Source organism: Micromonospora sp. NBC_01796 (assembly GCF_035917455.1).
Taxonomy (GTDB): domain Bacteria; phylum Actinomycetota; class Actinomycetes; order Mycobacteriales; family Micromonosporaceae; genus Micromonospora_G.
The window spans coordinates 462,241-477,204 of sequence record NZ_CP109078.1 but is presented as its reverse complement, the minus strand read 5'-3'; the positions used below and the strand labels follow the sequence as shown (position 1 = coordinate 477,204).

The 14,964-nt window shown below is 68.6% G+C and carries 14 protein-coding genes; 7 read left to right on the top strand and 7 right to left on the bottom strand.

All coding sequences use genetic code 11. The features are described 5' to 3' along the window. Positions 1-129: 129 nt before the first annotated feature. From OIE47_RS02200 to OIE47_RS02180, 5 genes are read right to left on the bottom strand one after another with little or no spacing between them, the layout of a single operon-like run. Positions 130-606 (bottom strand): NUDIX hydrolase, encoded by a 477-nt coding sequence (locus OIE47_RS02200; protein ID WP_326559786.1) that lies wholly within the window; start codon positions 604-606, stop codon positions 130-132. 1 nt (position 607) lies between these two features. Then, positions 608-1,726 carry a DegT/DnrJ/EryC1/StrS family aminotransferase gene (locus tag OIE47_RS02195; protein WP_326559785.1) on the bottom strand — a complete coding sequence of 373 codons (1,119 nt, stop codon included), beginning with the start codon at positions 1,724-1,726 and terminating at the stop codon, positions 608-610. After that, entirely contained in the window at positions 1,716-2,660 is a 945-nt protein-coding gene (locus OIE47_RS02190) for a zinc-dependent alcohol dehydrogenase (protein WP_326559784.1), read from the bottom strand. Before OIE47_RS02190 ends, OIE47_RS02195 begins: the two co-directional genes overlap by 11 nt. 19 nt (positions 2,661-2,679) lie before the next feature. Then, the gene (locus tag OIE47_RS02185) at positions 2,680-3,423 is read right to left on the bottom strand and encodes a deoxynucleoside kinase (RefSeq protein ID WP_326562972.1); all 744 of its coding nucleotides are present in this window, start codon (positions 3,421-3,423) and stop codon (positions 2,680-2,682) included. A 60-nt stretch (positions 3,424-3,483) separates the two neighbouring features. After that, positions 3,484-3,705 carry a hypothetical protein gene (locus tag OIE47_RS02180; RefSeq protein ID WP_326559783.1) on the bottom strand — a complete coding sequence of 74 codons (222 nt, stop codon included), beginning with the start codon at positions 3,703-3,705 and terminating at the stop codon, positions 3,484-3,486. Positions 3,706-4,437: 732 nt separating this feature from the next. Here OIE47_RS02180 and OIE47_RS02175 point away from each other — a divergent pair. Next, positions 4,438-5,877: a Tat pathway signal protein gene (locus tag OIE47_RS02175; RefSeq protein ID WP_326559782.1), complete on the top strand. Its 1,440-nt coding sequence runs from the start codon at positions 4,438-4,440 to the stop codon at positions 5,875-5,877. 93 nt (positions 5,878-5,970) lie between these two features. After that, positions 5,971-6,459 (top strand): SAM-dependent methyltransferase, encoded by a 489-nt coding sequence (locus OIE47_RS02170; protein WP_326559781.1) that lies wholly within the window; start codon positions 5,971-5,973, stop codon positions 6,457-6,459. Positions 6,460-6,535: 76 nt separating this feature from the next. On the opposite strand, the gene OIE47_RS02165 is transcribed toward OIE47_RS02170, so the two are convergent. After that, positions 6,536-7,357, bottom strand: coding sequence for a poly-gamma-glutamate hydrolase family protein (locus tag OIE47_RS02165; protein ID WP_326559780.1), 822 nt, complete (start codon positions 7,355-7,357; stop codon positions 6,536-6,538). A gap of 306 nt (positions 7,358-7,663) precedes the next feature. Here OIE47_RS02165 and OIE47_RS02160 point away from each other — a divergent pair, with 306 nt between their 5' ends. The 5 genes from OIE47_RS02160 (at position 7,664) to OIE47_RS02140 (ending at position 13,232) form a co-directional block, all read left to right on the top strand. Continuing rightward, a complete protein-coding gene (locus OIE47_RS02160; protein WP_326559779.1) occupies positions 7,664-9,709 on the top strand; it encodes a M6 family metalloprotease domain-containing protein in 2,046 nt (681 codons plus the stop codon). Between the two features lie 112 nt (positions 9,710-9,821). After that, positions 9,822-10,283 (top strand): hypothetical protein, encoded by a 462-nt coding sequence (locus OIE47_RS02155; RefSeq protein ID WP_326559778.1) that lies wholly within the window; start codon positions 9,822-9,824, stop codon positions 10,281-10,283. Continuing rightward, entirely contained in the window at positions 10,280-10,891 is a 612-nt protein-coding gene (locus tag OIE47_RS02150; RefSeq protein WP_326559777.1) for a TlpA family protein disulfide reductase, read from the top strand. The genes OIE47_RS02155 and OIE47_RS02150 overlap by 4 nt, the downstream gene beginning before the upstream one ends. Positions 10,892-10,932: 41 nt before the next feature. Further along, the gene (locus OIE47_RS02145) at positions 10,933-12,498 is read left to right on the top strand and encodes an aldehyde dehydrogenase (NADP(+)) (RefSeq protein WP_326559776.1); all 1,566 of its coding nucleotides are present in this window, start codon (positions 10,933-10,935) and stop codon (positions 12,496-12,498) included. Positions 12,499-12,599: 101 nt separating this feature from the next. Continuing rightward, positions 12,600-13,232 (top strand): pyridoxamine 5'-phosphate oxidase family protein, encoded by a 633-nt coding sequence (locus tag OIE47_RS02140; RefSeq protein WP_326559775.1) that lies wholly within the window; start codon positions 12,600-12,602, stop codon positions 13,230-13,232. Between the two features lie 9 nt (positions 13,233-13,241). Here OIE47_RS02140 and OIE47_RS02135 read toward each other — a convergent pair whose 3' ends face one another. Continuing rightward, positions 13,242-14,900, bottom strand: a complete 1,659-nt coding sequence (locus OIE47_RS02135) for a hypothetical protein (RefSeq protein WP_326559774.1) — start codon at positions 14,898-14,900, stop codon at positions 13,242-13,244. Positions 14,901-14,964: the final 64 nt, after the last annotated feature.

Below are 14,964 nucleotides of genomic sequence, written 5' to 3'. Positions count from 1 at the left end.
GGAGACACAGCGGAGGGGCAAGGGTTGAGAGGCCGTTTTTAGATTGAACAGCCCGTTGGCTCCGCAGGGCTTGTCGCGGAAGCCGCAGGGGCACGGCCAACCAGGCTGTGCCCCTGCGGTGTTTCGTCTTCAGTTGGCGTTGGCCAAGGCTCCGAATGTTGCCGCCCACCGAGCGCCAGCCGCGACGAGCGCGGGCAACTCCAGAGGAACATTCAAGTCGGCGACCGCGTCAACGGCCACCCACTCCACGCCGGCCACCTCCTCAACCTGAGGGGTCAGTGCCCCAGGCTGGGCGCGACACACATAAACGAAGTCGATGTGTCGGTGCTGTCCATCCCGCGAGTCGATGACCTCCATCTCGATGATCGCGAACGGCGGAACGATGCTCCGCACCGCCGAATGCTCGAACGAGGGCTTGCCGACGATGTCGACGTCGATGCCGGTTTCCTCGCGAGCCTCCCGGACAGCGGCCTCTGCCGGATCCTCGTTCGGGTCGACGTGCCCACCCGGGTACAGCCACAACCCGGACTTCCGATGATGGACGAGGAGCACTCGATCCCTACTGTCGAGCACTATGGCGGAGGCGGTGTTGTGCCGAACGGTCATGTCAGGTTCCCCTTCGTGCGATAGCGGCCGTCCGCCGAGCCACCCACTCAATCGTCTCCGGCGACATGCCGGGGTGGCACGGAAGTTGCAGGGTCGTCGCCGCGAGCATCTCGGCATTCGGGCACTCCGTCGCGTATGCCCGAAAAAGTGGCTGCTTATGGAGGGGACGGTAGCCGTACCGGACCGAGTCCGGGGGGAGGCCAGACGCGGCGAGTTCCGCCGCGATCAGCGCTGGGCTGCTCTCCGCCACGAGGACGAGATTGTAGTAGTTCGGCTGGTCGCCATTGGCGCTGTGTAGTTCGCGAAGACGCCCGTCGACCGGGAGGGCGTCAAGGATCGCCCGCGCGTTGGCGCGCCGCTGGGTGATCTGGGCGTCGAGCTGTTCCAGCCGACGCAGGCCGATAGCGGCGAGCGGTCCGGCCAGCTTGTAGTTGACGCCGTGGGTGGCGCCCCGCAGGTGGCCGAGGTGGGTGTAGTCGTCGAGCCGGGCAGCGAGTTCCCGGTCCCCGGTGAGGAGAAATCCGCCTTCGCCGGTAGATAGCAACTTACGGTCGTGGGTCGAGAAGCAGCCAACCCGACCAAGGGTGCCCGCGTACCGGCCTGCGATCTCGGTGCCGTGGGCCTGGCAGGCGTCTTCGACGATCGGCACACCAGTAGGGGCCAGCAGGGCGGCCAACCGATGGTCGTTGGCAGGGTAACCCCAGAGCGGAAGGGTGATCACCGCCCGCGTGCGTACGGTCAGCTTCCGCTCGACGTCCGTCGGATCGAGCGCGAGGGATCCCGGCAGAGTGTCGACGACGACCGGGGTCGCACCGCAGGTGAGGACCGGCATGACGGTCGGCAACGGTGCGGTCGCCGGCACGATCACCTCCGTACCCGGCCCCGTCTTGAACGCGACGAGCGCGGCGTGGAGGGCGGAGGATCCGGAGTTGACGGCGACGGCGTGCGGAACCCCGAACCACCGGGCGAGGGCGCGTTCGTACAGGGGCAGGACGGCCGCTCCTCCTGACAGACGGCCGTCGTCAAGCACGTCACGGACTGCCTGGAGCTCGTCGCAGTCCGGCGGTAGGTATCGGTCGTCAATTGGCCGGCTCGCGTCGTAGCTGACGCTAGTCGTCATAAGTCAACACCACCTTGATCGTTGTCTGCGCGTTGTCAGCGATGAGTCGGTACGCGGCGGCGGCGTCCCGGAACCGGATCCGATGGGTGATCAGGTTGTCGACGCGGATCTGCCCGTCGGCGAGGAGTCGCCGGGCGGTGGTGCTGAGCCGGTCGAGTGTCCACGCTGGGTGGTCACGTTGCGGGCACCCGTTGACCGTCATGGACGAAATCATGGTGATCCGGTTGCGGTGGTACTCCTCGCCGAGCCGTAGTCCCGGCTGGTCGCCGTGGTACGAGGCGACTGTGGCGACCCGGCCACCCACCCGCAGGGTGCGGATGGCCTCGTGTAGACCGGCGTAGGAGCCGGATGCCTCGATTGCCGCGTCGGCACCCTCGGTGCTGCCCACCAGTCGACGGACTTCGGCAGCGATGTCCACCCCAGATGCGGCGTGCAGCCCGTTGACACCGAGGCTGCGGGCGGCCGCGATACGCAGCGGGTACCGGTCGACGCCGATGACGTGGGCGGCGCCCGCCAGCCGGGCCTGCTGGGCGGCGAGCAGGCCGACGGTACCGAGGCCGCTGACGACGACCGTCTCCCCGACCTTGATGGCCGCGTCATGGACACCGCCGAGGGCGACCCGGGCGAGGATCCCGAATACGGCCCGCTCGGGGTCGGTGCCGGCCGGCAGTGGCACAACGGGCGCGGTGGCGGCATTGACGAGGTGATATTCAGCGTGCGGTCGGTCGAGCATGACGAGGTCATCGACACGGATTCCGGTGACCTCGTCGCCGACCTCCACCACTCGGGCAATGGTCTCGTAGCCTGGTGCCACCGGATAGTCCCGCCCGGCGCCGGTGACGTACGTGCGATGTTCCCCGTTCCAGGAACGGTGCAGGGCGGCTGCGGTGCCCTTCACCCAGGCCATCTCGGTGCCGTGGCTGATACCCGACACGATGCTTCGAGCGAGGACATCACCCGGGCCGACGGGCGGAAGGTGCTCCTCGACCACCTCGATTTTGTTGGGGCCGGTGATCAGTAGACGCCGGCATAGTCGGCCCGTCTCGGCGGGCGTCACCGCCGTGGTCGCGGGTTGCGGCACGGATTCCTCCTCGAAGTTCGTCGGCGAGCGCGTCAAGATCGATGTCGCGCAGTGAGTCGAAGGTGGCGGCGCTGCGGCGGATCAGGGGGTAGGGGTAGACGCTGAACGCCTTTTCGAAGCGGTCGGCGAGGGCGAGCAGGTCGTTGTCGGGGATGCCCTGCTCCATGTCGCGTTCTCGTCCACGGATCCTCTGTCTGAGGATCGGCACTGGCGCGGACATGGCAACAAGCCAATCCGGAGCCGGCAGTATGGGTGCCCACATCGCGCACGTGCTGGCGACCCGGTCGGCGACAGCGGGAGGCAGGGTGTCGGCGGCGAAGAGAGGCTGTTTGATCAGCCCCCAGTCCGCTACGACTGGTGTGTTTGCTGCGAGCAGATCGGCGATGTCGTGAAGCTGGGCAACGCGTAGGGCCAGGAAGGTGAGTTCTACCTTGACGGCGAGGCTGCTACGGGCGATTGCGCCTTCGTTGTATAGATCCGATAGATAAGGATTGTGCTCGAACGGGTCGAGCATGAGTTGGAAACCGAGACGGGTTGCCAGTCGTTGGGCGAGGGTGGTCTTCCCGACCCCGGTGGGCCCTTCGATGGCTACAAAGATTGGCCCTGAAAGGTGCATGCTCCGTGTCAGCGGGCCAGGAGGCTCATTGTCTCTGTCCAAGGCAGCCATCGCCCTCCCTCACAGCAGATAGATCCGGGTCAGGGCACCGTCCGGAGCGGCGATCGTGAGTTGCCCGCCCGGGGCGAGGTCGTGCAGCAGCGCCGCCAGCCGGATCGCGCGGTTCACCGCGTCGGTGCGGTTGGTGTCCTGGTCGTTGGCGAACTTGGTCAGCGCAGTGTCGGCGGCGTTCGTCAGATTGAGCGTGATCTTGACGAGTCGGGGCCGATCGGATTTCGTCATCGGCGGGAGCCCGACGGCCAGCCGAGGAACCGCGTGTAGAGGCCACGGCGAGGCACGTTCGGGGCGTGCCGGGAGAGGTCGTCGAGCGCCTGGACGTACTGGGTGGCGAGGTACTGGCAGAGTCCGACCCGGTTGTTAACGAATTCTGTCAGCAGCGCGAGCCGAGCCGGACTGCACGGCCAGGCCGCCGCACAGACTCTGCATCGCCACGCCGGCCGCATCGGTAGATGCGGCCGTCTCAGCGTACGGAGGCGAGCGGTCACGCCGGATCGGCCGCGTTCCGCTGTACCCGACCGGACACCCCGGCCGCGAACCTCTCCTGGGCAGCGGCGGGTGGGCTGTCGTACCCCGGCCCCTTGTTGGCGACGCGTCTGGGGGTAGCTGGGGGCAAGTCCGGAGTCATTTCCCTTGGTGCCGTTTCTGACGGCGGGGGTTCAGTTCCGCGCAGCACTTCCCGCCTCGATTCGATCTCCTTGATCAGCGATCTCGGGTCGGACATCGTAGGCTCGTAATCTCCACTGAAGATCAATGCTCTTTCCTCCCAGGTATGGTGAGGGGCCGCCCCGACCTGTAGCGTGGGAAGCCGGTGCGGCCCCAATCGGAAATGCCCTGCGGGTGGGCGTCACCGTATGTCTCAGAGCCGCCTCTCCTTTTGCCGAAGGACAGGGTCTCTGTGGACACCTACAGCGAACCCTGGATCGTCGCGCGTCGGTACTCTCTCAGGGTGCTGTGGTGGTGAGAGTGGTGAAAGATCGTTTAGCGGATAGGGGCCGCACGATGGTGCAAGCACGCCAAGCAAATGCCAAGCTCGCAGCAGTAATCGCGGAGACGGGTCTGTCGCATGCCCAGGTTGCCAAGGCGTTTGTCCGTGTGGCTCTGGAGAACGATGCTCGCGAGTTCGCCGGAGTGGGCAGGTCACACGTCTCGCACTGGGTCGGTGGCTCCAAGCCGTCAGGCCGAGGAGTCGTGATCTTGTGTGAGGTGCTTAGCCGGCGTGTTGGCCGGACCATCACCCCTGATGAGGTCGGGTTCGTGGCGGAGGGCGCCTCCTCGGGGAGCGCGCTGGACTGGCGTATCGATACGCTGGTGGAGCTGACGAACCTCGGGAGAGTCGACGTGGACGTGGACCGCAGGCGCGTTCTTGAGGGTGCTGCCTACTCGGTGGCCGCGCTTGCCCTGCCCGGTGGCACCTGGTGGACCCAGATGGCCGAACGCGGTGGTACTCGTGGCGCTGCTGGCGTACGTAGCATCGGGCGCGGTGACCTGGATGCTGTTCGTGACATGGCGTCGCTCTTCTCTCGTGTTGACCAGCGGCGCGGCGGTGGCCATGCTCGTACGGCGGTCGTCCAGTACCTGACATCGGATGTTGCGAGTCACCTCCAGGGCAGATTTCCCGACGACGAGGTGCGTCATGGAATGTTCTCTGTCGCTAGCGAACTGGCCTATCTTGCGGGTTGGATGGCGTTCGATAATGCGGAGCATTCCATCGCGCAGCGCTACTTCGGGGTGGCTGTGAAGCTAGCTGCTGAGGCTGACGATTCTCCGATGGCCGGGCATGTTCTTCGAGCGATGGCGCACCAGGCCCTCGACCTGGGGCATCACCGAAAGGCCCTCGACCTCGCCGCCGCTTCAATGGACGGACAGCGATACACGCGGGCTTGCCCGCGCGAACGTGCGCTGTTCGGTGTTGTGTACGCACGTGCGCTCGGTATGAACGGGCAGAAGAGCGCTGCGGCCGAGGCGCTCATACGTGCCGAGAATGATCTGGCCGCTGCTCAGCAGGGCGACGACGAGCCCAACAGGGTGTTTTTCTTTGGCGAAGCCAGCCTTGCGCACGAGACGGCCTGCGCCTTGCGTGACACTGGAGATTTGGTCGGTGCTGCCCATGAGTTCCGCCGAAGTGTCCGTACTCGCAAGGCGGCGACGTTCACCCGTACTCATGCTGTGACGCTCGGATACCTCGGTGATGTGCAGGCACGGCAGGGTGCGATTGAGGAGGCGTGCTCCACCTGGTCGAGTGCACTGGACGCCATGGATGGGATTCGCTCAGGTCGTACTCGTCAGGTCGCCTCCAACATGCGTTCGGTTCTCTCGCCGTTCCGTCAGCGCGGTATCCGGACCGTTGTCGAGCTGGATGCCCGCGTGGCGCTCCACTTGGCCGACATGGCCTGAGGTGGGCGAGGTGATGGCCGTTGTAATCACGAGGGCGACGAAGATATGCACCAAGTATTTCTGGGCAGCTTCTAGGACGGGAAGAGGGTAGCCATGACAGGTCAGTCGTTTCAGGTCGAGCCTGTTGCGTACGTGGTCGGTGGGCGGGTGGAGCCGACCGACGACTACTGGGGCGGGACCCGCGCCATCATCAGGATCGACGGATCGCGGTTCGACGCGGATGCGACGGCCGGGCTTGACGAGTTCTCTCACCTGGAGATCGTCTTCCGGTTCCACCTCACCGACCCGACCGATCTCAACCTCGGCGCACGACGGCCCAGGGACAACCCCGAGTGGCCTCCGGTCGGCATCTTCGGCCACCGCAACATGCGTCGGCTGAACTGGCTGGGCGTCTCGCGCTGCCGGCTGCTCAAGGTCGACGGGCTTGACCTGCACGTGGAGGAGCTAGACGCCGTAGACGGCACTCCGGTGCTCGACATCAAGCCATGGTTCGGCGAGTTCGGGCCACGAGGCGAGGTCAACCAGGCGCCCTGGTCAACCGCGATGCTCGGCCGCTACTACGCCACACCACCGACGGACTGAGCCGAACCAGGGATAGGTCTCTTTTCGGCGGGCTTGGCCCGTACCTCCTGAGTTCTTGTGTCGGCGGACGGCGGGGTCAGGCGATGACCTGGCCCGCCTCGGTCCGGGATATCGCGGTCCGTACGGCTGCGACGAAGCTCCAGAACAGCGGCGTGGTGGTGTTCTTGCGCTGCGCCCGGGTGTTGACCTCGAACATCGCCAGCCGCAACGGGGTGGTGATCTCCAGTTGGCCGCCGGCACCGAGCAGGGTGCGATTGGCGATGTTGTCGGGATCGTTGCCGTTGAGCGATTCGTGGTTGATCGCGTCGATGGCCCGGAACCCGGCCGAGAACAGTTCCTCCAGCAGGTACTGCTTGAACGTGTTGTTGCGGCCGCCGACCAGGATCGCGGCGGCGTCTTCGCCCTCGCCGGCCTGGGCGGCTGTGCAGCCGTGCAGGCCCAGGGCGTTGAGGGCACCCGCGCACAGCGCGCGCGCCACACCGTCGTCGCAGTGCGACGAGGTGACGTGCAGTTCGCCGTTGTTGGAGGCGCGCAGCCCCTCGAACATCCAGTAGTCGTGGGTGGTGCCGCCGGCCGGGGTTACCGCCAGGCTCGCCGGGTGGTATCCGGCCACGGCCAGGCACAGCTCCGAGGTGCCGACCTCGATTCCGCCGCCGTGCGGGGCGAGGATCGTGGTCTTCGCGTACGGATACCGCTGCGACAGGCTGTCGTCGAAGTAGCGGTGACGCTGGTAGCGGCGGGCGTAGTCGACCCCCTCGACCAGGTCGGTCTCCGCGTAGAGGGCGGTGTTCGAAGGGTACGCGTCCGCCGCGCCAGCCGCCCCGGAGCCGAGAACCTGCACGGCGGGTACGGCCAGGGCGACCATGGCGAGGAGGTTTCGTCTGCTCGCGGCGACCACGGGTGTCTTCCCTCCGTCGAGGCCGGGACGGCGCCCGACAACGCACCGACACTACTCGAAATAGCGCTACGCCGATGGCCCGTTGATCAAGCCATCGACCTCCGCCGACCCGCCCCGACGCAGCGTCGAACGTAACGGCCCGGTTGCTCCTTCAGGTGTCGAAAGACGCTGGTTGACCTGCCGACATCTGCACGGTGACCGGGAAGTAGCGATGCTTCTACATTCGTTGCGCGGCGCGGACCCTTCGGGGGCGCCCGGCATCCTCGGCGCCTCCCGCGTCGAACCCCCGCGACGAAGGGCGACTACATGCACCTTCCGTTCAACAAGAGAAACGTACGGCGTTCCATTCTGGTCGCCGCGGTCACGTCCGCCCTGGTCGTCTCCGTGGCAACCAGTGGCGCGTCGGCGGCTCCGGCGAATCCCGCCGGCGGTACGGGCCCGTTCCAGGTCCTCGACCCGCAGAACTGGGAATTCCCGGACACGATGACCTGGGACGACTTCAAGGCCGCCCCGGGCACCAACTGGAACGACCCGACGGTGCGCGGTTCGATCCGTAACTTCAAGATCGCGCTGGTCACCCTCGACTACGTCGACCAGCCGTTCGTGATCACCCAGCGGGCCCGGTCGTCGGTCTTCGGCAACCCCCAGGCAACCGCGCAGAACGTCCCGCGCGACCAGGTCCCGCAGTTCTACCAGGACTTCCTGAACAAGCCGAACGACCTGAACAAGGGTCACACCCTGCACGAGTACTGGATGCAGGACTCCAACGGCCGGTACGGCGTCGACCTGAACGGGTTCGGCCCGTACACGATGCCGGCGAAGTCGTACCAGTACGGCATCACCAACGACATGAACCCGGGCATGTGCCCCGGTGGTGAGACCTGCAACCGCAACATCCGTACCGATGGTCTGGGCGCCTGGCGCGCGGCCGTCGGCGACGAGGTCGCGGACTCGTTCGAGCTGGTCTTCATCCTCGGTGCCGGTCAGGACGAGTCGTCGACCTGGCAGGAATTCGGCCAGATGATGTTCCAGACCAAGGAAGACGTCCCGGACGCGTGGGGCCCGCCGGACCCGGCGATGCCGAACTACGCCAAGACCCGGTACGTCGACTGGACCTCGTGGAAGTCGGCGGCGACGATCTGGCCGAACGCCGGTGGCGGCTCCTCCACCCAGGCGGAGAGCTCCGGCATGGGCACGTACGCCCACGAGCTGAGTCACCTGCTCAGCATCGGTGACAACTACAACAACCCGTACGGCGTTCCGCTGCGTCGGGCGTACACCGGTGTGTGGAGCATGATGTCGCGCGGGTCGTTCAACGGCCCGGGTGGTCCGCACACCCGTTGGCAGATTCCGCCGCTCAACGGCGGTTCGATGGGTTCCCTGCACACCCTGCGGGACAAGCTGAAGATCGGTCTCCTCGGCGAGGAGCACGCGCTGCGGCTGTCCCGTGAGGCCCTGGCCTCGTCCGGCCTCGTGGTCGCCGAGATCAAGGCGCGTGCTGTCGACGCCGGCCCGAAGGGTCTGACCGGCATCAACATCGCGCTGAACAAGGATCTCCAGCCCGCCTGCAACACCTCCACCGACCCGCTCTGCGACGGTGGAAACTTCAACAACTACACGGTCGAGGTCGTGGACCGCATGGGTGCGGACTCGTTCACCCCGGACGCCGGTGTCATGGTCAGCAAGACCAAGAACGCGGACAGCGCGCCGTTCCAGTGGGTCATCGATGCCAACCCGCAGGACATCGACATGATCGATTTCTACCAGCCGAACGGCACCCCGCAGAAGATCACCATGGGTGACTACCGGCAGCTCTCGGACGCCCTGTTCCACGCGGGCACCAACTCCGGCAGCGAGTACGAGTACGTCGACGGTCCGAACCGTCTGCACTTCTACGTCCTGGACATCAAGCGCAACGCTGACGGCATCCTGTCGTACACCGTCGCGGTCCAGTCGCTGGACGGCAACGGCGGGCCGAGCGCCCGCGGTGTCAACCTCGGCAAGGGCGAGGTGACCAGCGCCGGTGCGCCCACCAAGAAGGGCGTCACCTGCTCGTTCGACCTGACCAACACCGGGACGTACTCGGCCGGCGGTCAGCAGCACCCGGAGGACGTGAGCGCGTACCTCAAGTCCGACGTCTACCGGCTCTCCACCGAGGTTGCCGGTAAGGGCTGGCGGTCCGAGCTGCCGAACGCACTCGCCACCGCCCAGTTCGGCAAGTCCACCACGGTCAAGGTCTCGGTTGCCGCCAACAGCGACGCCGCCGCGACCGGGTTCGTCAAGCTGACCGCCACCTCGGTCAGCGACCCGAGCAAGACCGTCACCAAGCAGTGCCGGGTCGAGAAGTCCTGACCGATCGTCAAGACTGATCACCGGAACTGACCACCGGACAGGTCGTCGGGTCGGGGTTCGCCGATCCCGACCCGACGACCTGCGCCGGGCACCAACGGAGCGAGGAGACACGATGCGGCGACGGACCATCGGGTACGCCCGACCGGCGGCCCTCGCGCCGCTACTGCTCGGCGCGCTCCTGGCCGGAACCGGGCTGACCGCCTGCTCGGACGAGCCCGAGGCGGCCTCCGCCACTACCGTGCGGGTGCTGGTGCGGGACATCAACATCCGTGAGGAGGGGGTGGACTGTGCCGGAACCGGTCCCTACCTCTTCATCCACAACAAGGCGCCGTACCGGGTCGTGGACGGCGACGGCAAGACCCTGACCGAGGGCAAGCTGCCGTCCGGCACCTCGGTGCGTACCTTCCAGGAGGATCTCGAAGTGGCGCGCATCCCCACCTACTGCGAGTTCGCCATCCCCGTGACGGTGCCCGAACGGGACCGCTACCGGCTGGTGGTCGACGATCGCGCCCCGATCGACCTCACCGCCAACAACGACGAGGGACCGGCGCTGGTCGCCGTGGTGCCGTCGTGAGGCGATTGCGCAACCGTACGGCGCTGCTGCCCGCGATGCTGGTCGTGGCCGCGCTCGCGCTCGGCGCCTGCTCCGGCCCCGCCTCGGAGTCCGCCGCCGGGGAATCCTCCGCCCCGGCGGCGGCCGGCGGCGCGGACACCCTGCCCGGCCCGGTCCCCGCCGGGCTGGCGCTGCGTCCGGCCCCGTCCGGAGCCCCCGCCGCCCCGGCCTTCACCGGCACCCTCACCGACGGCAGCCCGCTGACCATCGCGAACTTCTGGGCCGAGCGCCCGGTGGTACTGGTCTTCTTCAGCTCCTGGTGCACCGTCTGCGCCGAGCGCCAGACCGCGCTGAGCGACCTCGCCCGCAGTTACCGCGACCGGGTGGTCTTCGTTGGCGTCGTGAGTGAGGACGAACCCGCCGACCTGGAGCCCTACCTGCGCGAACACAAGGTCGAGTTCCCGGTGGTCTTCGACCCGGCCCAGACGACCTGGCAGTCGTACGCGGTCCGCGAGCCGGGCGCGGTGGCGGTCGTGGCCAAGGGCGGTGCGCTGCTGCGCGGCTGGCCCGGCGGTCTCGACGCGTCGGCGCTCGACGCCCAACTGCGCGAGCTGGTCATCGCCGGCTGAGTGTCGTGCGGCGCAGTGATCGACCGGCCGACGGTGTGACGATGAGTTGGAGAGGGATCGCGGTGGAGACGACCGGTTTCGACCAGGGCATGGACCCGCAGACCGGGACGGCGGTCGGCGCCCCGGTGGCGCACACCTCCGCCCAGCGGGTGGACCGGGTGGCCCGCGCGGCCGCCGCCGCGGCTCCCGTACTGGCGGGGTTGCTGCCGGGCGAGCGGGCAGGGTTGCTGCGTGCGGTCGGGGCGGCGCTCGAAGGGGCGCGCGACGAACTGGTCGAACTCGCCGACCGGGAGACCGGACTCGGCCCGGTCCGCCTCGGCGGCGAACTGACCCGTACCACGGTCCAGTTGGAGTTCTTCGCCGCCGCACTGGAGGAGGGGTCACTGCTGGAGGCGGTGGTCGACCCCGCCGACCCGGCGGCTCTGCCGGCACCCCGGCCGGACCTGCGCCGGATCCTGGTGCCACTGGGACCGGTCGCGGTCTTCGCCGCCAGCAACTTCCCGTTCGCGTTCTCGGTCGCCGGTGGTGACACGGCCAGCGCCCTCGCCGCCGGTTGTCCGGTCGTGGTCAAGGCCCACCCCGGCCACCCCGGCCTGTCCGTACTCAGTGGACGGATCGTGGCCGACGCGCTGACCGCCGCCGGTGCACCACCGGGGTCGTTCGCCGTCGTGCACGGCATCGAGGCCGGGCGGGCACTGGTCACCCACCCGGCGATCCGGGCGGTCGGCTTCACCGGCTCGGAGGCCGGCGGCCGGGCCCTGTTCGACCTGGCGAACGCTCGCCCCGACCCGATCCCCTTCTACGGCGAGCTGGGCTCGCTGAACCCGACCGTGCTGACCCCGGCCGCGATCGCCGCCCGGTCCGCCGAACTGGCGGCCGGGTTCGTGGCCTCGTTCACCATGGGCGCCGGGCAGTTCTGCACCAAGCCCGGCCTGCTGTTCCTGCCGGCGGGCCACGGGCTGGAGCCGGCGCTGCTGGACGCGCTGCGCGCCGCCACGATCGGACCGCTGCTCAACAACCGGATCCGGGACGGTTACACCGCCGTCGCCGCCACGCTGGCCGGTGTGCCCGGCGTACGGGACCTCGCCCCGGTCGACGACGCGGAGCGAGCCGGCTACCGGGTGCCGGCCCGGCTGCTCGCGGTTTCCGTGACCGACCTGCTGGCCCGCCCCGACGACCTGCTGGCCGAGTGCTTCGGCCCGGCCGCACTGCTGGTCGAGTACGCCGACCACGCCGAACTGCTCGCGGCGCTGGCGGTCCTGCCCGGCAGCCTGACCGCGAGCCTGCACGCGGAACTGCCCGACGACGACGTACTCGCCCGGCACCTGGTCGAGGTGTTCACCGCCCGTGCCGGCCGGATCATCTGGAACGGCTGGCCGACCGGGGTGGCGGTCACCTGGGCGATGCAGCACGGCGGTCCGTGGCCGGCGACCACCGCCTCGATCCACACGTCGGTGGGTCAGACCGCCGCCCGACGGTTCCTGCGCCCGGTCGCGTACCAGGGACTTCCGCAGGAGCTGTTGCCGGTGGCGCTGCGCGACGGCAATCCGCTGGGCATCGTCCGGCGCACCGACGGCGTACTCGGTCTCGACACGACCGCCGGGTGACGCCACCCGGACTTCCGGGACGGTAACGCCTTGCGTGCCTGGTTAGGCTTGGTTCGGACGGTTCGGACCCGGTGGAGCCGACGGCACGGGGGAGTGGCGCGATGACGGACACGGATGAACTGGTCGAGGTGACCTCGCACGACGAGCTGCGCGAGCTGCTCGGCGCACCGCTGCGACGGGTGGCGGAAAAGGCGCGCAAGTCCCTGCACGACTACGACCGGCAGTGGCTGGCCGCGTCGCCGTTCTGCCTGATGTCCACCGCCGGCGCGGACGGCACCTGCGACGTCTCGCCCAAGGGTGACCCGGCCGGCTTCACCCTGGTCCTTGACGAGACCACGATCGTCATCCCGGACCGGCTGGGCAACCGGCGGGCCGACGGTTTCCACAACGTGCTCGACAACCCGCACGTCGGGCTGGTCTTCCTGATCCCCGGCCGGGGCGACACGCTGCGGATCAACGGTCGGGCCCGGCTGGTCCGCGACGCCCCGTTCTTCCCCCGACTCGCGGTCAAGGGCCGGGTGCCCACCCTGGCCATGGTGGTGGAGGTCGAGGAGATCTTCTACCACTGCTCGAAGGCGTTCCTCCGCTCCGACCTGTGGCGGCCGGAGAGCTGGCAGCCGGACGTGGTGCCGTCGCGGGCGTGCATCGCCAAGGCGCTCGAGTCCCCCGACCAGTCCCTCGAGGAGCTGGAGCGCTACTACGGCCCGGCGTACGCCGAACGCCTCTACGGCTGAGCCGGAGCGTCACCGGCCGGGCCGGACGGTGACCTCGGGCTGGTAGATCCGGTACTCGGCGAACTCGATCGTCCGCGCCCCGATGCCGCGCTCCCGGAGCAGGTCGCGGAAGGCCTGGTCGGCCGGTTCGAGCCGGCCGAACACGAACGCCGGCCGGTCGGCCGCGTGCACCTGGCGCGGGTACGCGGGGTAGCGGTCCTGACCGGGCCGCAGGGTGTCCCCGAGTACGGCGCAGAGCACCCGTTCCCGACTGTTGAAGATCAGCCGGTTGCAGGTCCAGTAGTCGCCGTAGACCCGGGTGATCCCGGCCCGGCGCAGTACGGTCGCCAGTTCCCGTGACCGACCCTCCTCGGCCCTGATCGTCGGCACCTCCCTGATCAGGTCGACCGTGGTGTAGACCATCGTGCCCGCCAACACCACCAGCACCCCGCTCGCCAGGACCCCGGCCACCCTCGCCCCCTGTCTGCCCCGCCGCACCCAGCCGGCCGCGAGCCAGAGCGGCCAGAGTACGGCCGGCAGGGACAGTTGCAGGATCGACAGGTACCGGGCGCTGGCCAGCGGTGCGGTGGCGGCGAGCGAGCTGCGGGCGTACCCGGCCAGGGTCAGGGCGGCACCGGCGAGCAGGGCGAGCTGGGTGACGTACCGCAGCCGGCGGACGAGCGGCGTGTCCCCGGCGGCGGGCCCGCCACGGTGATCGGCGGCGGACTCGACCGGTCCCGGCCGGCGCAGGCAGAGTACGGCGAGCACCGCCGCGACCAGCAACAGCAGTGGGTAGAGCGCACCCCAGGCCATCTGCCACCCGGTGCAGGCGGTCGGCAGGCAGATCCCGGTGGCGAGCGGGATGCCGACCAGTACGCTGCCGTGCAACTGGTCGACGGTCGAGGTGTCCCCGCCCTCCCCGGCGCTGACCTGGGACAGTACGGACAGTGAGTCCTGCCCCGGCGGGGCCCACACGTTGTCCAGGATCAGCGGCAGTACGCCGAGGAGAAACCCGGCGACGAGCAGCAGCCCCGCCCAGCCGAGCAGTTCCCGGAAGTTGCCGATCAGCAGCACGAGCGCGGCCACCGCCAGGTACGGCAGGATCAACCAGTCGTCCCACACGCAGAGCCCGGTGACCAGGCCGAAGGCGCCGAAGGCGAGCCAGCGGCGGCGGACGATCCGGCGCTCGCCGAGGGCCAGGGCGATCAGCAGCAGCAGGGCGACGGCGGGTTTGACCTCCGGCCGTCCGCCGACCGCGGTGAGCTGGTCCCGGATGATCCGTTCCGAGCCGAGCGCGAACAGCCCGACGGTGAGGGTGGCGAGCCAGGGGGAGTAGAGCCGCCGGGTGAGCCGGTACATCAGGTAGACGAAGGCGGCGTACAGGAAGATCAGCGGCAGCCGGAGCAGTACCCAGCTCGGTTCGAAGGCGGCGAACAGCGGCGCCGCGAGGTACGACTCGACGACCCCCATGTAGTGCTGCCCGTAGAGGAAGATCGGCCATTCCCTGCCGGTGGCGATGTGTGCCGCGGCGAGCCCGAAGGTCGCCTCGTCGCTGTTCCCGCCCGGCACGGTGAGCAGCATCAGGACCAGCCGGTAACCGATACCGACCAGCCCGAGTAGGAGGGCCACCAGCCCCGGCGCATCGAGCCACCGGCGCTGCCGTTCGGTCTGCTCCACGGCCACTGACACGACCAACGCCCCCGTCGTCGTCCCGCAGGCAGTGTCGCACGTTGAATAGGGTGAAAACCGTTCA